Raw genomic sequence first — 23,465 nt, forward strand, 5'->3', positions numbered from 1 at the left:
TCATGGCTCCGTCGGCCGGGTCGTGGTGATGCTCAGGTCGAACTCCGTGCGGACGTATCCGGCGTACATGTCGTGCGGGCGATCCGCGGCGGGCAGGGCCCGCAGCTCGTCGTCCGAGTACTCGGTCAGGTCGGCCTTCGTCACCTGGGCCTTGACGCGCAGGTACCGGAGCTCGCCGTTGTCCAGCTGGGTCCGCATCTCCCGCGCTACCCGGCCCTCGTAGCCGCCCCGGCGCTCCATGGCGTCGAGAATGTTCCGCACGTACTGCGGGTGCCCTTGCTCGTAACCACCGTTGACGTTGAGCCCGGCGCTCGGGCCCTTCGCCTCGACGATGACGTAGTGGCCGTTGCCATCACGGTAGACACCGTCGAAGTGCTGGGCACCGCGGTCCGGCACCTTCACCGGCCGCAGATCGCCCTTGCCCGACTCCTGGTACTCCTGGCGCAGGTCCCGGATGGCGTGCTCGGCGGCGAGATCGCCCAGCTTGTTGTTCCAGTGGTTGCTCGACACGTCGTTGAACCCGGCCTGGTCGAACTTGTCCAGCGGTGTGGTGAACCGGCTGTCGTCGCGGTGCACGCCCTTGATCGCATCGTTCGCCTCGGCCAGGTATTCCTGGAGTGCGGGGCGCCCGGCGGCCAGGAGGTCCGCGTCCACGCGCCAGGCCCGAGGCAGAGTCTCCCGGCGGCCGACGACGCGGCTGCCGGGCAGGATCACCGACCGGACCGGTTGCTCACCGCCGTCGTGGAGAACGAACACTCCGTCGGAGCGCCTGCGCAGCACGGGAATCTCCGCCCCGCGGTACTTCGCACTGCTGTCCCGCCGGGGGAAGACCCCGTCGGCGTCCATCTGGCGCCAGAAGCGCTGGCGGAAGGCCCGCGCCGTGTCGTCACCGCGGTTGACGATCTCGAGGATCTCCTGCTGGACCTCTTCCGGACTGGGCGCCGAGGCGGGCAGGTCCGTGCCGCGCAGGTCCGGCTCGAAGCGGTTGACCACCGCCCGGTCCTCAGCACCACGGTGGGTGCGCCCCGCGACCGGGTTGACGCCGGGATCGCCCTCCCCCGGCACCGGAGGTGTCCGCTCCCCGCCGGGCGGCCGCAGAAATTCCGGCGGGGCGCCGAACACCAGGGGATCGTCGAGGGAGATCAGCTGCACGAACTCCGGGATGGTCGGTTTGGTCGGCCACCCCGGGATGTCCAGCCGGACCTCGCCGTTCTCCCGCACGGGCGTCGCCGGGACGAAGACGCCGTGCCGGACCGACGGCATCGAGGCCAGCATCGGCATCCGCGCGTCGGCGACCTTGGGCAGCAACCGCTCCAACGCCGGGAGGATGTGGCCGAACGCCGGAATCATGAACTGCGCAACCGGCAGTCCGGACACCGCGGCCAGGACCCGCCGGACGTGGTCGGCGTTGCCGAAGCGGGCCGCGGACATCAGGCGACGGTCGATGAGCGCGTTCTCCACCGCCAGCATCCACCGCGGGGCCCTGACCGCGGGTGGCAGCTCGAACAGGTTCGGCACCGCGACCTCCTGGACCCGTTCCCGCACGTGCAGCCGGACCAGGTGATCCCCGGACTCGGGCAGCTCCGTGACGAGCTCGTCGCGGATGATCTCCGGTCGCGCGGCGGCCAGGGCACGCAGGACCTGGTAGGCCACGCCGGTCCGGGTGCCCTCGGGTTCGAGCCGGCGCGGGTCGAGGGTTTCCATGAACGGCCGGCCGTCGGGGCGCCACGACCACCCCGTGGTGTCTGCCCCGGGCATGGCCGGACGGCGCACCCGCGGCCACGGGTTGGCCGGGTGGCGCGCGTCCCGCGAGGAGAACACGGAATCCAGCAGGTCACCGAACGCGCGGTGCACGAGCACCATGCGGGTCTTGCCCGGGGCGTAGAAGAACTCGTGGTCCTCCAGCAGGGCGAGCGCGTCGCTCGTGTCCTGGTTGGCGCGGATGAACGCGGCTCGCGCCGCGGCGCGGTCCTCGGCGAACCTGGTCGCCGGATCCGCGGCCGTACTCAGTTCGATCTCCGGAACCCCGCCGCCCACGGCGTCCGGCTGGAAGACCCCGAGGTTGGCGGCGAGGTGGTTCTCGTCCAGGCGCACCTCGTGTTTGCGCACCAGTTCGGCGAGCACCGGAGCGTGCCGGGCGAACGCGCGCAGCGCCTCCTCGGAGAAGACGATCGGCGTGCCCACCCCCGAACCGACCTCACCGAGGCTCGCGTACCTGGCCGCCCCCGGCGCCAGGTCGGCGGGCACCAGCGCACCCAGCCCGCGGTCCCACTCCCGCGCCAGGACCCGGTCGACCGCCACCTCGGCGGGCAGGTCCGGATGCGCGTCCACGGCGCGGGCCCGGAACGTCTCGAAACCACGCCGAAGCAGGGCGAGATCACCATCCACCTGCTGGTACCACGCGGTGAACTGTCGGCGGGCCCGGGCATCGGTCAGCCCGCGGTAGGTGTCGGCGAGGTCGCCGAACCGGACCGGGTCCGGTTCGGTCGTGCTCAGCAGGGCCGCGCGCTGAACCCACTGCTGCAGCTCGCGGCTGCCGGCGGCACGCACGTAGTCCGCCGTCGGCGGAAGCTGGCTCAACGGGCTCGGGAGCGTGAACCGCTCCGGCACGATCGGGTTCCCGTCGCCGTCGATGATCAGCACGTCCGTGCCGAACCTCGTCGGGTAGTCCGGACGTCGGGTCATCCGCTCGTGCGGGACCGGGACCAGCCGGACCGGTCTTTTGACCCCGGATTCCCGGTACAACGCGTAGGTGACAGCCGCGCGCTGGACCCGCTGCTGGACATCCTGGGCAACCTCGCCGACCTTGATCGGCCGCAACGGGGGCCGGTTGCCGCTGATCACCTCGTCGGTCAGCCAGTAGACGGTGCCCTCGTGATTGATCACGACGACCCCGGCGTGCGGGCCGCGGGGGTCGCTGGTCAGCCGGTGCAGCATCAACGCCATCGCGCCCGGCGAGGCCCGGACGACCTGCTCGACAACCGTTGCGGGATCGGCGACCGGGTCGCGCACAGCGCGGAACCGGGCACCGGTGAGCTGCTCGACCCGGCCCGCCGCGCCCAGCTCGGCGCCGAACGGCTCGCCGTCCCGGATGCCGGTGAAGGCCGGCATCGCCGGAAGCTTGGGCACGCCGTCGTGGTAGATCGAGCGGGCAGCGAGGAATGCTTCGAAGGGCTCGATGGCGGGCTGCCACAGCAGGTGCGCCCACTTCTTCGGGTGCAGCTTCGCGACGAGGTTGCCGAACTTGTCCGTCATGACCTTTCGCAGCTTGGCAACGGCCTGCTCGAGCGGCGGCCGCAGTCCGTCCGGCTCGTCGTAGGGCGCCGCGACCTCGGCGCTGGTGTCGGTCGCACCGTGTGTGGAGTTGAGGAGCGCCACCAGGTCGGGCCGGTTCTCGCTGAGGTGCAGCAGCTGGTCGGACGTGAGCCGCTCGCCGTCGATCAGCTTCAGGACATGGTGGATCCACTCCAGATCCGACATCGTGCTCGCGGGGTAGCGTGTCGGCAGCTCGGCACCACGCGCGCGCACCAGGTCGCCCAGTTCCGCACGCCACCGCTGCGCCAGCAGCTGGCCGACGGGCTGGTCCAGCCATGCCGCGGTGCGCTCCAGCTGCCGCACCGCTACGGCGAACGCGTCCCGGTCGCGGATCGTTTCGGACAGCGCGCGCAGCTCCATGCGTGCCTCGCGGTTGCTGGTGAGCGAGTGGTACAGCGATGCCACCTCCGGCGGGAAGTGCGACACGTCCTCGTTCGCCCGCTCGGCGGTCACGATGCTCTCGGCGAGCCTGCGCCAGTCATCCTTGGTCCGGTGGCGTGATGCGTCCTTCTCCGCGGCGGACGGCATGTCCGTCCCGGCGCCGGGCAAGGCGTCGAGGTAGGCCTTGGTGGGCGGCCGGGTGCTGATCTCGGACAGCGCAAACCCGTCGATGGGTACGGCTCCGGCAACGGCCTGATTCTCGCGCGGGTCGGGGTGCACGATGACATCGATGGCGTACACCCCGTCGGCGTAGCCGTACAGCGGCTGCGAGTCGCGTCGTCCGAGGTGGACGAACAGGGGCTCCGTTCCGTATGCGGCCGCCACGCCGGTCACCACCGGCTCCTCGGCGATCCCGTGCAGCACGACGTAAGCGAAACCGTTGCCGAACCGGCTGGTGAGGATGCCCACGATCACCTGGTAGGCGGCGTCGATCGCCACGGCCTTGTCCGCTTCGGAAGCGTCCGGGATCTGCCGGAGGTCGACCAGCCGCTGGAACCGCCCGCCCCGGTCCTCGATCCGGGCCACGCCTTCACGGCCCAGCGGCTTGCCCGGATCCCCGTCGGCGAACCCGTCGAACGTGCGGCGCGCCGCGACGTCGGCGCCCAGGCCGACCCAGTAATCGTGGACGACCATCACCGTGTCGACCTCGGCGAGTGCGCCGGCGGGATCGGCGCTCCACGGCGCGAGCACCGGCACGGCGCGCTCCAGATCCGCCCGTTCGGGTGCTATCTCGCTGGACGGCAGGACTTCGCGCACGATCGCACGCTGCGCCTCGGTGGCTGGCACCAGGGTGCCGCGCTCCCCATACACCCTGGAGGCACGCGCCGGTGGGAACACGCCCCGTCGAGGCTCGCCAGCCGGCTCGGCCCGCCGCGGTACCACGTTGTGCACCTGCCACTCCGGTTCCGGAAGACTGCGCTGTTCCCCCGGGGGCAGCTCGCGCAACTTCTCCCGCGCGGCGATGTCCAGGGTGTCCTCCCGCTCGGACAGCAACGCGAGCGTCAACGGCCGCAGGTGCGCCTCGGCGACCGCGTCGAAGTCCTTGACGTCGACCGCGACGTCCAACGCCCGCTCGGCCAGTTCCCCGGTGCGGGCGCCGTGTCCGGCCACCCTGGCGTCGGCCTCCTGGACCGCCAGCACGTCGAGGGCGAGCAGCCGACCGGCCGTCCGGGCGTCGACGGCGGACGCGGGGCCCTGCCCGCGCAACTTGCCGTGCCACAGCCGCCGCAAGCGCGTCTGCTGGTTGCGCTCGTGCCGGGTCCGGCCGAGCTGCTCCGCCAGGACTCGCGCGGCCTCGTCCCGGGTCGTGCCGGCGTCGAGACGGAGCCGGACGACCGAGTCCGTCGAACCGTGTGCCACCTCGCGGAAGGCGGGCATCAGCCGGGGTCCGTGGCGCGTCGCGGCGTCGCTGTAGTCCACCGCGACCGGGGCGCCCTGGAAGGTGACCTGGTCGCCCTCGACGGTCAGCTCCGGCACCACGCGCCGCAGCGTGCCGAACGCGGCCGACAACTCCTGCCGGTCGGTCAGGAGCTGCTGATCAACACCGTCCCCACGGCCGGCGCCGGCTGTGCCGTCCGCTCCAGCAGCAGGATCGTCCAGCCGTTCCTGCGGGCCAGTGGTGTCGGGAACTCGATCGAGATCACCGCCCAGCCGGCCGAAGTTCCCGACTCGGTCAACGTCGTCCCCGGTTCGATCGGCTCGCCCTGCTCCCGCCCCATCACCCGGATCCCCGGGAAGGCCGTCAGGTCGTCCACCTTCGTCACCTGGAACCGCGTCATGGGCATGTCCTTCCCCGTGGAACAGGAACGGTACGACCTCGCCCTCCGGCGCCGGCAGCTGGTCCGGCTCCACGACGGGCGGACGGGAGCGGCGGCCGTGCAGGCGGTCCACGGCCGCGTCGCCGCCGGCCTCCGCGTTGCGCTCGATCAGCGGCACGAGGTTCGCCGTCGGCCGGACGCCCGCGCGCAGCTGGCCGACGTGCGCCACCTCGTGCCCGAGCACGCGAGCCAGCGTGTCGACCGACTCGAACGCCTCCGGAGCCAGCCAGATCTCGTCCTCGGTGAACGTCGGCGTCATGCCGAGCGCGTCCTCGCTGCGCATCATCGCGAGAACCTGGGCGTCGGTGACCACCTCGATCCGGGTGCCGGTCACGTCCACTCCGGCCAGGACGGCCACCGCGCGGGCACTCGCCTCCGACACGTCGAGCGGTCCGGCCGGAAGGTTCACCGGCGCCGCCCTGCCTCCGTCCAGGCCGAGGTGCGCCGCGATCACTCCGCGCACCTCGTGTTCGGTGAAGACGCGCCCGGTGCCCCACAGCTCGTGCGCCCGGTTGAGCTTGGCCGTGAGATCGGCGACGAGCGCCGTGCTCTCCGCCAGGCCCAGCGACCGGTCGCGCAGCGCGTCCACGACCCGCACCGAGTCGTCGAGGGCCGACTTGATCTGGAAGTGCGCCCGGTACCGGGGCAGGTCCTCCGCCCAGCCGGCGATCGCGTCCGGCCGCACCGCGCTCATCTCCTCGACCCAGCGCTGGACGAGCCGTTGCTCCTCCTCCGCGGTGTAGTGCATGAGGTGCAGGTGCCGCGCCAGCTCCGCGACCGGGTCGCCGTACAACGCCAGCTCCCAGTCCAGGAAGGTGACCGCGCTGTCGGTCATCAGGATGTTGCCGCGGTGCAGGTCCATGTGCAGCAGCGCGAACGGGCGCGCCGTCAGCGCGGCCCAGCCGGCGCGTACGCCCGCCAGCGGATCGTCCGGCACCGCGAACGCCCGCAGCAGACCACCGTGCTCCGCGAGCGCGCGCCGGTGCTCCGCTTCGGTGAGATCGGACAACCGCCGGCCGAACGCCGCGGTGTCGCCCGATTCGGGCCACCCGGCCGGCATCGGAGGCAGCTCGGCGGGGGTGATCGAGGTCGCTTCGGCAGCCAGGCGGGCCACGGCGTCGAGGACGCGATCCGGAACGGCCTGCCCTTCGGCGAGCGTCCTGCCGTCCGCGAACGTCTGCACCTGGTTGCCGCCGACCGACTGCCAAATTTGCGGGACCAGCGGTTGGGCCGGGCCGGGCGCGGAACGCGCGATCCGCAACGCATCGAGCAGATCCGCCTCGTGCCAGATCCGCAAGTCCGCATAGGACACCCCTGGGATGGGGATGCGGACGTTGACGCGGCCGAAACCCGTTTCCACGGGCACGTTGCGGTTGTAGTGGCCCTCGGCGCCCGGTTGTTCGCTCGCCAGCGCGATCACCGTCTGGCCCCACAGTTCCCGCAGTTCCTGGTGCTCGTCGTTGCGGTCCGCCGGGTGAGCGCCGAGCTCGACCAAGCGCGCGTCGAGGTGCGCCAGCAGCTCCCGGGCGCCGGCGCGAGCCAGTACGCGCGGATCGGTCTCCCGCACGTACCGGTCGAGGTCGTCCCAGGTCCACTCGGCGGGTAGCTGGTCGGTGCGGATCCCGTGGTGCACGAACACCTCGGCAGCCGATTGCGCGTGACCGGCGAGGGCGTCCCGCAGGACCTCGACCGTCTTGGGCGCGTACCACTGCGCGGCCTCGGCGAACTCGAGCAGGTCGAGCATCTGCCGGCTGCTGTATTCGGCGGTCTTGCGGGCGAAGTACTGGGCCAGCGCGTCGCGGTCCTCGGACATGACGGCGCCGTCGTAGGCGTAGCGCCACCGGAACTGCTCGCCCTGGAGGAAGTCCCCGCGGCGGAACCAGCTGTTCAAAATGGTGTTGAACGTCGTCGACGTCGCACCGGAGACCGCTTGGACCCCGATGTGCGCCAGGTTCGGATGCGCGCGGACGAGCTCGGCGGTGCTCCGGCTGACGAAACCACCGACGTTGCCCGGGCCCAGCTCGTCGAGCAGCAGGTTCAGCGCTCCGGGCACGCCGGTCGGCCCGTGGTGGTAGACCGCCACGATCCGGGCGATGCGGTCCAGTGCCTCCTCGGCGTTCTCACCGATGACGAGGAAGTGCGAGTCGATCGCGTTGGCCACGACCCGGGTGGGCTCACCCGGGATGCCGGTGACGAACCGGAAGATCAGCTGCTGCCGGTGCGCGCCGCGGATCTTGGCGAACCATTCCCTGGGCCCCGGGTTGCGGACCTTGTCGATGTGCAGCACGTACTCGCCGTTGCCGTAGCGCAGCACTTTCGCCAGGTGCTTGACGCGCCGGACCAGCTCCCCGCTCTCCCGCATGCGCTCCATGTCCTCGAAGAGCGTGCCGGGCCGCGGGAGCTCGGGTCCCCGGCGGTCGAGGATGGCGCGGGCCTTCTCACCCAGCACCGGGTCGTCGGCGTACCGGGACAGCACCTCCCGCAGATTCCGCTCCGCGTGGTGGATGCTGGTGGCCACGGCCAGTGCCCGGTCGTCCATCGCCCGCGCGGTGGCCGCGGTGGGACTGAGTTCCTTCTGGATCCGCGCCGAGATCCGCTCGACGTTGTTGCGCACGGTGATCATCCGCATGGCGCCGTCGAGCGTCTGCTGGCTCGCCTCCGTGACGGACTGGCCGGCCGCGACGGTGTTGTCCTGCTGAACGCTGACCGCCGCGTTCACCGCCCCGCTGCCGACCGCCCGGCCGAACGCGGCCATCGCCAGCTGGCGGACCTCCCGGCCGTGCAGGAACCGCTCGCGCTCGATCAGATCGTCGACGTGCCGGTGCACCCACATCCGCAGGTCGGCGACGGGCAGCCGGCCGTCCTGCCCGGCCCAGTGCTCCGGCAGCAGCATGACGAACTCACGGACGTCGGTGGTACCGCGCCGGTACACCGCGAGGTGCGTGGTCATCGGCGCGCTCGCGCCCGGGAGGTCGCCGACGCCGATCTGGATCCGCAGCTCGGCGGGCACCTTCGGCGTGCGCAGTTTCGGCGCGGCCGTGATCCGCACGGTCAGCCCGTTGCCCGCTGCCAGCGCCCGGGCGGTCTCCTCGGGGGTGAACCCTTCGCCGTCGTCCTTGCGTTTCGCCACCGGTTTCGCGGCTGCCTCGGCTTCGTCGGCTTTCCGCTTCGCGACGGGCACCCGCTCGCGCGCGTCCCGCACCGCCGCGTCCGCCTGGTCGGCCGCGGCGGCCTTCGCGGCGATCTCCTCCTCGGGCGCACCGTCGGACCGGGCCTGCTTCAGCTCCGCCGCCGCCTTCCCGGCCTTGGTCTCGGCCGCCGTCACTGCCTTCCCGGCGGCCTCGTACTCGGCCTTCGCCTCCTCCGCGGCGATCTCCTCGGCGGTGAGCAACCGTGCCGAGGCGATTCCCGGCCTGGTCACGGCCCTGGCCAGCATCTCGTCGGCCGCCCGGGTCACCAGCTGGTCCGGATCGGCGGGCACGGTCTCCGCAACCGGCTGCGCGGGCAGGTGCCGGGTGATCTCGGCCGCGACGCCCTGGCTCACCCCGTCCGCGGCGCCCATCAAGCCCAGCGACGTGCGGGCCATGGCGATCCGGTCCGTGGCGCCGATCAGTGCCTGGAAGCCCTGGCGTTTGCGGACCGCGTCCTCCCACAGCCGCCGGGCCAGCGTGTTGTACTTGAAGTTCAAGTAGCGCGAGGTGGTGAACCCCAGCCGCGACCCGGCACTGCCCAGCACGAGCGGGGCGATCAACTCCAGGTCACCGGCGCTCATGTTGAACGCCAGCGTGGCGGCGGCCTCGAGCGGCAGGGTGATGAAGTTCTCGGTTCCCAGCACCTTCAGCGTCGGCTGGATCCACAGCTGCGTGCCCTTGGTGACCACGTCGACGAGTTGCTTGTGGATCGTCGCGCGGACGGCGTCCTCCCCGGCGAGGAAGGCGTTCGGTGACACGCCGATCCAGTACCGCTGCTCGTTGGCGGGCACGCGGCCGCCGGTGAGCTGCTGGTACGACCGCCCGTCCGAGGTGACCAGGGACACCTTGAGGTTCTCCCCGGTGGGCAGTCTGAAGTGGAGGGTGCCGGAGTCCCGCACCACCTCGTCACCGGCGTCCTGCGCGGCGATCTGCTCGTCCGACCACGAGACCCCGGTCAGCCCCTGGAACGTGTTGCGCAGCGCGGCGTTGTGGATCAGCTCCTCCGGGAAGCTCCCGGCCGCCAGCTGTCCGGCCACCTCGGCGCCGATCCGCTGGATCTGCTGCTGCAGCTCGTTCAGCTGCTCGCCGGTGAGCTTGGCAACCGGCTCGGGCGGCGCGGTGTGCGGCACCTCGGTACGCGTGAGCGCGGCCGGCGACTGCAGAACCTGGGCGGTGTCGTGCGCACCCTGCGCCAGCGAGTCGGCGGTGGGACCGATGCCGCCGCGCATGATGAACGCCCGCAGGCGGCGCATCTCGTTGGCCGCCTCGACCTGCTTGGCCAGCGACGTGTAGAAGGCGGCCGGCGCCACCATCCCGGTCCAGGCGTAGTAGGTCCCGCGGGCGGCGGCGTAGCTGGTGCTCACCCCGAGGCCGGCGCCCATCGACGCGAAGGTGCCGAGCGTGACGCCGGCCGCGCTCAACGCCTGCACCAGCAGTGTGGTGCGGGCCTCCACCCCGAGCGTGGGCAGCTGCGAGCGGTACCCGGCGACCTGATCCACCAGCAGCTTCTCCAGGTCCTCGCGCACCTCGGCGCGCTCGGCGTCCGGTCGCACCACCACGACCAGCTGTCCGCCGTCGACCCACTCCGTCGGCACCACGGCCGGCATCGTCAGCGCCACGCCCTCGGTCGGGTCGGAACCGTGTTCGGCGATGAACGCGTCCAGATCCGCCTGGGTCCCGATCCGCACCCCCTGGTGCTTCTCGAACCAGTCGGCCTTGGCGCGCAGGCGGAACTCCGCCGCCAGCGGGTGCTCGCCCGACTCGATCTGCGCCAGCGACGGCCCCACCCGGGCCTGCAGGGTGAACCCGGCCCGGAACACCCGGCCACCGTGGGTCCGGTCCGTGCCGGACCTCCAGGTGATCTTGATGATGTTGTGGAAGGACGGTTCGGCCGCGGCGACCGCGTCCGGCGGTTCCTGCTCCTCGACCGCCGTGGACAGCGCCGTGATCGCGAACTCGGTCGACTGCCGGGCGGTGATCGAGTAGAGGCGGTCGTCCAGCACGCCCTTGCGGGACTTGTCGCCGAACCCGCCGGTGTTGAGCTCGTCCAGGAGGTAGGCGAACCCGCGCGCCGGGTGCTCGTCGGCGGTGCGCAACTCGGCGAGCAGCCGGAGGCTCGCCGGATCGCGCACCCGGCCGGCGAAGTTCTCGTGCGTCAGGATGGCGTCCTCGAGCAGCCGGGCCGGCTCGTCGCTGCGCGCGATGGCCTCGCTCAGGCCGAGACCGTGGCCGGTGGCCCCGGCGTCCCCGTTGAGCAGGGTCCGCAGGGCGTTCTCCACCCCGTCCAGCTCCGCGGCCGACTGTCGCACGGCCGGTTCCGGCGAGTGGAGCAGGTGCGCGAAGTCCGTGGCACGCCGGCCCTGGTGGCCCGCGGCGCGCAGCGCGTCCAGCAGTCGTTCGCGGTTCTCGAGCAGGCCCACCACCTGCTCGACGTTCGCGAGGTCGCGCTGGGTGAGGTCGGACAGGCTGAGGTGGCCTCTCCGCAGCGGGTTGGCCCGGAACACCCGCGAGCCGTCGGTGGCCGGGTCGATGCCCTCCGCCGGCGCCGCGAGCCGCTGGAACCGGGCGTGGACCTCGTCCAGGGAGGTGGCTTCGCGCGTCAGCTCCGCCAGGGCCACCTCCAGTGGCCGGCGTAGCTCCTCCGCGCGGCCCACGGCGCGCACGAGCTCGCGCCGGGTGCTGTCGAGGTACCGCTCGGCGGTGGCCGACGTGGTGGGATCGCCGCCCACGTCCGGCAGGTCCGGAATGGTGCCGTGGGCACGCGCCTCGGCTTCGGCGGTGCGGGCCTGTTCCGCCGTCTCGGTCCAGAGCGCGAGCCGGGTCAGCTGGAAGTTCGCCTCGGCCAGCCGGGCCTGGTGGTCCGCCCAGCGCGCCGCCACCAGCTCCAGCGCCCCGGTGAGCCGCCGGTAGCGATGCGTCAGCGCCGCTTCGACCTGGCTCTCCCCGGTTTCGTGCCGCCCGATCGCGTCGGTGACCAGCTGGGCCAGTTCCTCGGCGCGGGGGCCGATCACCTGGAGCATCCCGGTCAGGGGTTCGGTCAGTTCCGCGGCCCTGGCGATGGTCGCCGGATCGTCCGGGCTGCCCTCGATCCCGGCCAGCGCAGCCCAGCCACGCTGGTAGGCGCCGGCGAGCTTGGCCAGTTCGCGAACCTTCGCGTGGACCTGCCGGTCACCGCTGAAATCGGCTTCCGGCACCGGGTCCGCGGCGTCCGGTGCGTGCTGCGGGGTGTCCAGCGCGGCCAGCTCAGCGGCGACGTCGAGCTGGGCGAAGCCCTTGCTGACCGCGGCGCCCGGGGTCTGCCCGGTGAGCCATGCCGCGAAGGCGGGGCCGTGAGCGTGCAGCGCGGCGGCGAGCCGTTCGGCGGCACCCGCCGGAACCTCCCGGGCCGCGACGCCGCCGTGGAAGAACCGGTCCAGCAGGTACTGGACGGACCGGCGGAGCCGGACCTGGTCGGCCTGCGGCAGCCGCTCGATCTCGGCGCGCACCGGCCGGGTGAAGTCGAGGTCGGAACCCGGCAGCAGTGCGGCCGCCCGCACGCCGTCCGGCAGGCTGTGGAAGGCGTCGCCGAGCACCAGCGGCTCGGCTTCGGCGAACTCACGGCGCTGCGGCCCGGTCACCAGGTGGTCGCCGAGCACCAGGAGCGCGGCGACCTCACGCAGCCGCAGCAGGTCCACAGTGGACAGATCCGTGCCGATCCCCGCCCGTTCCAGCCACGCGGTGAACGCGTTCACCTCGCCGGGACCGAACCCGAACCACGGCGCGGCGTCGGCCGGCGACCGCGGGACGGGGACGTGCGCGGGCACCGCCAGCGCGGCCTGCAGGCCCCGCTCCAGGTCGCCCGCCCAGCGCTCGGCGAGCCCGGCGAGGTAGCCGGCGCCGTGGGCCTGCGCGATCCGGACCACCTGCGGCAGGTGCTCGCCGAAGCGTTCGTGCAACGCCGGCAGATCGAGCTCGTGGGTGAGCAGCGTGTAGACGTTGTCCCCCGCGGTCACCGCGGCGTGCAGCGCGTCGGCCGGCACCGCCGGGGTGTGTCGCGCCGGGGTGGCCGGGGTCGGCAGTCCCTGCCAGACCGGATCCAGGTAGTTGACGGTGAACGGGTCCTCGCCGCTGCGGCGGGTTCGGGGCGCGACCGGATTGCCGTCGGCCGCGGCGGGCGGCACCGGTCCCGCCAACATCGCGCGGGCCCGCTCACTGAGCTGGTCGGCCAAGCTCAGGCCCGGCGGCAGGTCCCGCGCGACGCGCCCGGCGAATCTGCGCATCTCGGCCGGAGCGCGGGTCTGCTCACCGGCTTCCGCCTGCCGCGCCATCGCCTCCAGGATCGTCACGCGGCCGGCGAGATCCCCGGTCAGTGCCGGCTTCCGTCGGCCGAGCAAACCACGGAAGAGGCTCCGCCCCTGCTGTTCGTGCCGCAGTTCGTGCAGCGTGCGGCCGAGGTGGTAGGCGATCTCCCGGGTGGCCTGGACCCGGCTGATCCCGGTGGCGAGGTGCACCTCGATCCGGTGGTCGCCGTCCTCCTCGATCAGGGCCGACCGCGCCACGATCGGGTCGCCGGTCTCCTCCGGTGTGTTCAGCACCCCGCCGGAGTGCAGGAAGATCGTCACCCGGGTGCCACCGGCGGTGAACTGGACCGCACTGCCGAGGACCTTCGGCGCCGCGGCCCGGGGCAGCACGTCCCCGAGCAACCGCACCGCGTCCACGATGTCGCCCGCGCTGCCGATTCCCTCGCGCGCGGGCGGCTCCTGCTCGGGCGGCTCGGTGCCTTGCTCCGGTCCGCCGGTGTCACCGGTGCGGTCGGTGCCGGTGGGTCCCGGTGGTGTGGGCGGTGGCGTGGGCGGTGGAGCGTCCGGTGTGGACGCCGGGCCTGGCGGCGGCTCCGTGTTCTTGACGCCTTCGACGGTGAGCGCGCCGGAGGACAGGTGGGCGCGGGCGTCCACACCGGACTCGGCGAGTGCCGTCGTGATCGCACCGGGATCGGCCGCGACCCCGGTGGTGATCGCCACCGTGGCGCCCGGCGGCAGTGCGGAACCCAGCAGGCGCAGCGCGCCGGGCGTGAGGTGCTCGGCGGACAGGCCCGCCACCCGCACCCGCACCGGCCGGCCGGTCTCGGCCGCCGCGTGCCGGTCGAGCGGACCCTTGCCGATCTCGACCGCGGCGGTGCCCGGCCACACGACCTCGACGCGCACGTCGGTCGCACCCAGTGCGGTGGCCTGGGCGATCAGGTCCGGGAAATACCCGGCGACGTCGTCGCTGGTGGTCATCACCAGGCGTCCGCCCGGGGGAACGGCGTCGACGAGCTCGGTCAGCGCGGACACCGACGAACCGGCCGCCGGCACCACGTCGAAGTGCGCGGAGGTGATCCCGCCGCTTCCCGCGACCGTGGCAGCGTTGCCCACTGGCGATGCCGGTTCGACCGCGGCCCCGTCAGGCGCCCGGCTACGGATCACCAGCCGGGGCGCGTCCTGGAGCCCGGGGTGGACCGGCCGGTCGCGCTTGGCCGAGGCCACGATCCGGCCGTGGCCGTCTTCGCCGACCTCGCCGAAGTACCGCTCGACGGTGTCGCGCACGGTCTCCGCGGCCACGCCCGGCTCGAGCTCGACGACCACCCGGCCGTCGCCGCGCAGGTTCCGCCAGGCGGCATCGACGACCTCGGCGACACCCCCGGTCCGGGGATCGGGCCGCACACCACGCAGCACGATCTCCGGGGCCAGGTCCCCGGACCGGGCGGTCGCCGCCTCCGTAGTGGCATCGGTGGCATCGGTGGCACTGGTGGCACTGGTGGCACCGTCGGGCGCGAACTGCCCGCCCGGCGCGGGCCGGGCCGGGTCCTCCCGCTTGTGGCCGATGACGACAGTCCGGTCCCCGCCGGTCAGCTCCGTGACCTCGACCCCGGCCGCGTCCAGCACGGTCCGGATCACCGCGGTGGAGGCGGCGGCCGAGGTGGTGATCCGGATCCGCGAACCGGCGGGGAGCGCGTCGGCCAGCTGTGCGAGCACATCGCCCGACAACTCCGTGTGGCGCCAGTTCTCCAGGGTCACGGTGACCGGCCCGGCCGGGGTGGGCGTGCCGGCGGTGGTGCCGGCCATCGTCCGGGCGTGCGCCAGTGCGGCCCGCAGCTGCGGCGCCGCACCGTCGGCATGGGCACCCGCGGACCGGAGACGGTGCACGGCTTCGCGGTACACGCGTCCGATCCCGGTGGTCCCGCCCTCCCCCTTGCGGGCGGTGATCGCGACGGCGACGTCGGAATCGGCGTGGATCTCCGTGGCGCCGGAGGCGACCAGGGCCTGTACCAGGTCGGGCAGGTGCCGCGCGGTCCGCACGCTGCTGGTGATGGCGAGCGCGCCCCCGTCGCCGAGCGCCTGCATGGCGTTGGCGACGGCGGCGATCGCGGGGCCGGTGAACGCGGCGGGCGGCAGGTCGTCGAACCGGACCTGTTCGAACCGCCCGTCCGGCAGCGTCGCGGCGATGTCGTCGCCGGCGACGAACACCGCTCCCGCGGCCGGCGGGAGGAGCATCGCCCGGCCGCGTGGCATCGACGCGACGATCCGCTCGCCGTCCGGGGTGCGGACCTGCTCGACGTGCGTGAACCACTGCCGCAGGCTCGCCCGCAGCTCGGCGGCGTGCCCCGGGGAGGCGCCGGCGGGCACGCCGACGGCCAGGCGGCCGTCCGCGGTGAGCAGGTTCCACGCTTCCCCGGTCAGGCGCCCGAACCCGCCGGTCCCCTCGTGGCGGGGCAGCTCGTCCAGCACGATCTCGTCGTAGACGGCGGTGCGGGGCTCCAGCGCCAGGTCCGCGCCCGAAGCGAGGGCCAGCCGGACGGGCGGCTCGGGGCGCCAGGCCGGTTCCCGCGCCGGCACCCTCAGGTCCTGGCGGAGGTGCACCGCGGCCGCCACTTCCAGGGCGGCGCGCCCTGGTGCCCCGAGCCGCGCGATGTCCCGCGGGGACGGCAGTTCCCCGCCGTCCCGGGCGCGCCGCAGCAGGTCCTCGACCGCGGCGATCCGGTCGTGCAGCGCGGCCGCGTCCGCCACACCGTACCGCCGCAGGGTCTGCGCCGCCCCCGCCGCGGCGCCGAGTTCGGTCTGCCGGGCCAGGTGGTCCGCGCCGTCGCGCAGGGTGCCGAGCCTCGCGGTGAGCGCGGCGATCACCTGCTGCGCCGAGTCCCGGCCGTCCGGGCCGGGCGCCCAGGTCTGCCCGGCCAGCGCGGCGGTGACCGCCGCCGCACCCGCGAGGACGTTGTCCACAGAGGACACGCCCCACTCGCGGTAGCGCTCGCGCAGGAACTCGTCGAGCGCGGCCGCTTCCGGTGCCGCCGCGAGGTGGTCGTGCCGCACGCGCAGCACGTCCCCCTCGCGGAAGATGGTCCGCACGGCCACGACACCGCCGTCCGCCGAGGCGAACCGCAGCTCGACCGACGAACCCGCCGTGGTGACCGCGACGACCCGCACCGGCACACCGGCGAACTCCGTGCCGTGCACCACGCGGTCGAACGCGGCCCGGATGTCCTCTTCGGACAGTACCGGCCGGCCGGGTCCCGGGACGAGGTCGGTCACCGGCGCGTCGGCCGGCACGACCGCCTGGGACACCGTCGGCAGCAGGCCGGCAGCACGGGTCAGCGCGGTACCGACGAGGAGGTTGCGGTCGGTGCGCTCCCCGGGCATCGACGGCAGCTTCGCCTCCGCGATCCCGTCCGCGCCCGGCTCGGCCAGGTGCGGCCGGTCCAGATCCGGGTCGACGCCGATCCGCATCCGGAACGTGTCGCCGTTGCGGTGGCGGAAGGACCAGACACCGTCGGTCTCGTCGCCGTCGTGCCGGCTCATCCAGGCCCTGACCGCGTCCTGGAGCCCGCTGCCCGGTTCCTCGGCCCGCGCGGTCTCCCACTTCGGGCCGATGACGTGCGTGCGGCGCTGCGGCACTCCGTCCTGGCCCGGCACGGAGCCCGGCGTCGAATGGTAGGAGAACGCCTGCCCGCCCAGTGTTCCCGGATCCCGGCCGGTGCGGGGCGCGGCGACCGGCGCCGTGTCGGTGTCGACGCGGCCGGTCCCGAACGGTCCCTCGTGCCCACGGCGGACGGTCCGGCCGGGACCATCCGAGCTTTGCGGTGGCTGCGGGCCACGGCGGTTCGCGGGTTCCCGCGGCGTCCGCTTCGTGTGCGCGGCGAGCTTCTCCGCGTCTCCGTCGCGGAGGTTGTCCGCGATCTTGGCCGCGAGTCCGCTCCGCTGCGCCGGCGTCGCCGGGTCGGGCTGCCGCGCCTGCCGGTTGATCTCGTCGAGCGCGGGCCGCAGGTCGCCCCAGCCGATCGGCGTCCCGTCACCGGTCGGCGCGCCGTCGCGGGCCGGCAGGGCCGCTGTCCCGCCGCGCTGCGCCCGCTCCGGGGACGCGCCCTCGTACCGGCTGTGCCGCGGTGCCGCGAACCGCTCGATGGCGCGGAACCGCGCCCACGCCCCGCGCGCGAGGTAGATCGCGGGCCCGGTGAGGGCGAACGCCCCGACCGCGGTGAGGGCGACCGGGTTGCTGGTGATCATCGCGGTGCCCACGGCGGTGAGGGCGCTCTGCGCGAAGAACATGGCTCCCGGACCCAGCTTCGCGCCGACCCGGCCCTCTTTCAGTTCGACCTTGATGCCGATCTGGGACAGCTTGGTGGTGGCCGCCGTGAGGGTCGTCGCGGCGACGGTCTGGAACCAGGTTCCGCTCTTGATGTACTGCACGGTGAGCGCGGCGTTGGCCACGGTCAGCAGCGGGAACGCCAGGATGTTCTGGATCTTGCGCATGCCCGGGCGCGCCACCGGGTCGTACTGGCTCCAGACGCCGGGCACCGAGGTGAGTCCGAACAGCAGCGACGACGGCAGGTACGCGATGGACACCCAGGCGGTCAGGCCCGCACCGACCAGACCCTGGTGCAGCTGGTTCAGCCCGTTGAGCAGCCAGGTCCCGGCGGTGAGCACGTGCGAACCGCGTCCGGTCGCCCCGGAGGTCGGGTTGAGCCGGTTGATCGAGTCCGAGGTGGCGCCGATGATGCGGTTGACGTAGTCCTTCAAGCGCGAGAACTGCATGTTGGCTTGCACGCGGCGGCTCTCGGCGGTCACCCCGTCCGGAAGTCTGAAGTGGACGGTCGCGATGTAGTCGATCAACATCTGCTTGACCTTGGTCTCGAACTGGGTGACGACCCGTTCGACGATGTGGGCGAACTTGTCGCGGAACTCCTTGCCGCCCGGGCTGATCTCGTTGACCATCAGCTTGCGGGTCATCTTCATCAGCCGGTGCACCGATTCGACGTCGACGCGCTCGCGCTCCATCATGGACTCGGTGGTGACCCGGATGTCCTGGCCGTGCGCCACCTTCAGGCTCGACAGCAACGAGCGCGCGACGAAGGCGCCGCCCGCGATCGTGGTGGCGGCACCGACGACGGCCGCCGGCACGGCGCCCATCACGATGGCGGTGGCGCCCGCACCGGACACGGCCGCCGAGGTCGCCCACCCGATGAGACCGCGCTTGCGCCAGTAGCGGTGGAGCTTCTCACCCGTCTCCTCGCTGGCCAGGCGCTGCTCCTCGGTGGCGCTGACGTCCTCGAGCACCTTGCCGACGAACTGCTGCCGCTCCTCCGGGCTCAGCCCCTCGGCCGCCTGCAGCGCGTAGTGCGCCGCGATCAGGGCCTCCACCGGGGCGTCGAGCCCCAGCTTGTCCGTTTCCTCCGGCTGGAGGCCCTTGCGGTCCCGGATCTGCGCGGCCCGCTCGCGGGCGGTCTTGCGGATCTGTTCCCTGTTGTCCCGCACGACCTGCTTGGCGGCCTCGGCGTGGCGGAAGTCCCCGTAGACGATCTGGTAGGCCCGGATGGACGACTGGATCTGCGGGTTGTCCTGCCAGACGCCGTCCCGGGTGCCGGCGGGGCCGGCCGCCCGGCCCTCGCGCGGGCGGAGACCGCGGTCCCACAGCTCCTGCGCGCGGGCGTGGAACGCCTGCCACACCTCCTCGGGTGCGTCGGCCATCGTGGCGAGCCAGGCGTCGCGGTGCTCGGAGTAGTACTCGTCGACGAACCGCTGGCTGCGGTCGTCCGGGGTCTCGGCCGACCGGACGTCCGAGCCGTCGCCCATGCCGGTGCCCGGACCGACGGCCTGGTCCGGGTGCGGCACGAACCCGTTCTCCACCAGAGCCTTCGCCTTGGCGTGGAAGCCGTCCAGCACGTGCTCCGGCATTTTCGACAGCACCTCGACCCACGCGTTGTGGTGCCGGGAGAAGTACTCGTCGACGAAGCGCTGGCTCGCGTCCCGTTCCGCATCGCTCATCACCCGGACGTAGTTGCCGCCGCGCATCTTCGCGACGATCGCCTCCCCGTCCGGGTAGCGGTCGATGATCGCCCGGTAGACCGGCTCCATCTCGGTGGAGTGCCGGTCGAGCTGGGTGCTGGGCATCATGCTGATGCCGTCCGACCCGAAGATCAGCCGGTCCTGGTACTTCACCGCGAACTGGATGAACCGTTCGAACACGGCGGGGTCGTCGCGCATGTACTGGCCCAGGGGCGTCCACGAGAAGTCGTAGTTCAGCCCGGGGACGAGTTGCATCATGCGGTCGAGCATGTCGAGGTGCTCGGGCGTGAGGTGGGTCCAGTTGCCGACGCCCAGGTGTGCCCAGATGATCCGGTTGTTCCGGAACTCCGGGTGGTGCTTCATCAGCGCCATCATGGGGATCAGGCCACGCTCGTCCGGCGGCCCCGCCCGGAACAGTCCGTTCAGGTCGACCGTGGCGAACCCGTTGTCCTTGTGCAACAGGAACGTCTGCCCGGTCATCCGGTTGCCGCGCAACTTGGACAGCAGGTGCGGGTTGAACATCTCCGGCACCTCGGCCGGCAGGCTCGCCGCCTTCTCCGGGTGCCCGGCCGACCGCAGCAGGTACCGCAGCGTCTCCCCGTTGCGCACGAGCTTCTCGAGGTATTCGGCCTTGGCCACGGGGTCGGCGACGGAGGCCGGATCGCCGATGAGGGCGCGGGCCTCCTCCGCCGCGGTCCCGGTCAGCCTGCCCTCGGCGAGATCGGACTTGACCTGCACCGCGGCGGCCACCGACAGCTTGAGCTGGTTGATCCACTTCGGGTTGTAGGTCGTGTTCGCCTCGTCGCCGAGCAGCTGCTTGATGGCCTCCTTGTCGTCGGTCTGCTCCGCACCGAGGTAGGCGAACTCGGCCATCAGCATGGTCAGGTCGTAGCCCTCGGCGCCGGTGATGTCCCACCGGGTGCCGACCAGGCCGACGTCCGCCCGCCACCGGACGTCCGGGGGCAGCTCGTTGTACATCTTGAGCATCAGCACGTCGGCGAGCTTGCCCTGCAGTTCCAGGACGCTCTTCTTGTCGATCAACCCGGCCCGCAGCGAGTGGACCAGGCCGTAGTACGTCGCGCCACTGGCCGCCGCCAGACCGATCGCGCGCTCCCGGATCGGGGAGTACAGGATCCGGCCCAGGTCCCCGCGCGCGGCCCGGTACCGCAGCTGCCGCTCCGCCAGGCTCGCCTTCGGCTCGGCCTTGAGCCACGCCAGCAACTCCTGCATCCGGGTCTTCACCGCGTCGGCGTGCTCCCGGCCCTGCCCGAGGTACTGGTTGTCCAGCGCATAGCTGAGCAGGTGGTGGTGCACGTCGCTGATGTCGCGAGTGGACAACCGGTTGGTGAACAACGCGAGCGCGCTGTCCAGCGAGACACCCAGCTCCAGCAGCTGCTGCAGGGCGTCCGGCGAGTTCGGGTCGATCGCCTCGAACTTCGCGATGTAGCCGTTGACGTCCAGCAGGGCGCTGGTGCCGAGGAAGCGGCGGGCGAGCTTGGCCAGCAACCCCCGTCCTTCGAGGTACCGGTCGACGTAGGGCAGGCCGTACCGGGACTCGGTTTCGGCGCGGCCGGCGGCGACCACCCGGCGCGTGATCTCGGAGATCTCGGCGTCGGTCAGGCCGGTGCGGCGGGCGATCTCGACGAGCTTGATCCCGTCGTCGGCGGCGGCGTTGACCGCCGCCCGCACGCCGTCCACATAGGCCCGGTGCGCCTCGTCGCGGGCCCGCTCGGCGGCCAGGTACGTCTCGATCGCCGCGTCCAGCCGGGCCTGCCGGGCGCGGACCTCCGTGGCGGCCAGGCGCAGGATCTCCGTCCGGTTGCCTTCGAACGGCAGCGCGGCCTCGGCGGCCCGGCTCGCGGTGACGTAGCGGACCGGCAGGTTCAGGGCGTTGGCCACGGTCCGGACGCCGGTGTCGGTCCGGCCCTCGGTGCCCAGCAGGCCGGGCACCCAGCCCCGCCGTTCGTTGACGGCGTTGCGGGCCTCACGCAGATCGATGGCGGCGGCCCGGTACCGCGCCTCGGCTGCCCGCCGTGCCGGCTCGTGCTCCCGGATCGCCCGGGCGAGACCCCGGCGCGCACCGCGGACCGCCCGCACGTCGAACCCGCGCGAACCGAAGGTCCGGGCCGGATTGACCTTGTCCTTGCCGGGCTTGAACTCGGGCCGGCTGTTCTCCAGGTGGAGCCGGCTCTCGGCGCGGGAGGTCGCGGTCCGCGCCGTCCACTCCGGCAGGCCGTCGTCGATCGCGTCCTGGCGGATCCGTTCGAGTTCGCGCAGCGCGGTGTCCCGGCTGCGGCTCCACTGCTGCTCGGCTTCGGTCAGGCGGTTCCCCGCGTTTTCCGCGGCCACCAGCAGGCGCAGGCGGTGCTCGGCGACGAGCCGGGCGGTGATCTCGGCGTTCTGGCCGATGATCTCGCGCGCGACGCCCGGTGGCGGCTCCACGACGTGGGTCTTCTGCAGGGTGCCGCCCGGTTCGATGACGCGGGCCTCGATCTCCGGGCGGGTGAGGTCGTACGCCGACGCCAGCGCGTCGAGCACCTGGCTGTCGTTGGCCGGCACGCCCATCAGCTCGCCGAGCCGCTTCGCGACCCACGGGATGTACGCCTCGTCGTCCTCGATCGCCGTCATCGCGGCCCGGTAGGCGTGCTGGACGCGGTTGAGGGCGGCCCGGTCCTCGTCCACCCGGCCGACGATCTCGCCCGCGGCGGTGCGCAGCGGATCCGCCTGCGGGAACAACGCCATCGGATCCAGCGCCCGGACGCCGAACTCCGCGGGCAACCCGGTGTTCGGGATCACCGGCAGCAGCCCGGCCTGGCTGTCCGCGCCGGGCGGGGCGGCCGGCGGGGGCGGGTCACCGAGACCGAGCACGGCGTGCCGGAACCCGAGCACGGCCCGCATCCCCTCGGCGACCATCCGGACCTGCGTCGCCTGCGTCGCGGCGGGCGGCACCTCGACCACGTAGGCGACGTGGTCGCCCGCCGCGACCCGGAGCCGGGGGGCGTCGATGCCCTGGATCGTGCGGAATTCGACGCGGAAGGGCCGGCCGCCGGCGTCGGTGGCCCGCACGGTCACCGCCCCGGTCTCCGGGCCGTCCGTGACGAGGAACCCGCTCGCCGAGCTGCCCAGCCCGGCCCGCGCCACACCCCGCTCGGCCACCGCCGCCGGAACCGCTTCCCCGGGATCGTGCGAGAACCGGACGGCCTGCGGGGTGTTGAGCTGCGTGCGGAAGCGGGACAGGGTGATCTGCTGGACCGCGTGCGCCACCACGGCCGGCAACGTGTCGCCCAGCGCCGCCGCGGGCAGCTCGATCCGGTAGCTGTTGTCGTCCTGCCGCCCGAACGTGTCGTCGCGCACCGGCACGCCGTCGCGCAGGTCCTGGAAGTACGGCCAGACCTGGGTGCCCTCGCGCACCACCACGGTGAACGGCCGCTGGTCGCCGTAGTGGACCTCGAGCCGGAGGTCACCGTTGTCCGTGCGGGTGGCCCCGACCCGCACCGGGTGCCCGGCCATCAGCGCGACGGTCGTCTCGGCGACCGCCCGGGTCAGGCCGTCGGTGCCGGTGCCCAGGCGGACGAACCCGGGCCGCACCGGTTCCACCACCGGCGCGCGGCGCGGCCGCACCTGCGCCGGCTCCGGCGACTGGATTTCCTGCGGCCCGCGCTTGAAGGGCTCGGCGGTCTCCAGCGCCCACTCGGCGGCGAGCCCGCGCAGCTGCGCGGCGATCAGCCGGGTCCGCACCGCCGGGTCGCCGTCGCGCGGAACGGCGAACCGGTCGGCCCCCGCCACGTGACCGAGCGGCTCGACGTGCAACGCATCGCCCAGGCTGATCTCCGCCTGGTGCCGGCGTCCGGACCGGTCCAGCACCACGACCTGGATGTGGTCATCGCGGCGGATGCTGCCCACCTTGGCGCCGTGGTCGCGCAGGCCCGCCTCGGCGATCGCGGCGTTGACCTCGTCGTGCAGCGACTGAACCACTGCCGGCTCGACCTGCGGCCGGACCGGGACGTCGTCTGCGTCGTCGACGGAAGCAAGCTGTGCGTCCCGGACCCCGGTCTCGTCCGGGCCGACAGTCTCATCCGGGCCGACGGTCTCATCCGGGACCGTCGGCAGGACGGCCCGCAGCGCCGCGAGCAGTCCGGCGAGCCGGACCCGCGGGTCGGCCTGTGACGGGACCACCACGCGGGCCACGTCGTCACCCGGCACCGCGGGGTGCACCTCCAGGTCGTCACCGGACCGGAACTCGATCCGGTGGGTCCGGCCCTCGCTGTCCACCGCGGTCATCGTGACGCCGTCGCTGTGCCCGGCGAGCGTGACCTGCGCCCGGTCCCGGATACCCAGTTCGCGGAGGACGGCATCGACTTCCTCGCTGGTCACGAAGGCATCGATCGGGAGCTCGGTGCCGA

Annotated in this window: 1 protein-coding gene (only partly in view); it reads right to left on the reverse strand. The window is 73.0% G+C overall.

Annotation, left to right across the window (positions count from 1 at the left end; all coding sequences use genetic code 11):
- On the reverse strand, positions 1-23,465 hold the 3' portion of the coding sequence (locus FHX45_RS06870) for an EndoU domain-containing protein (RefSeq protein ID WP_167097715.1). 14,143 nt of this gene lie beyond the right edge of the window; 23,465 of the gene's 37,608 nt are visible here — the last part of the coding sequence; its start codon lies off the right edge, out of view — the gene reads right to left on this strand; it ends in the stop codon at positions 1-3.

This window comes from Amycolatopsis granulosa (genome assembly GCF_011758745.1).
Lineage (GTDB): Bacteria > Actinomycetota > Actinomycetes > Mycobacteriales > Pseudonocardiaceae > Amycolatopsis_E > Amycolatopsis_E granulosa.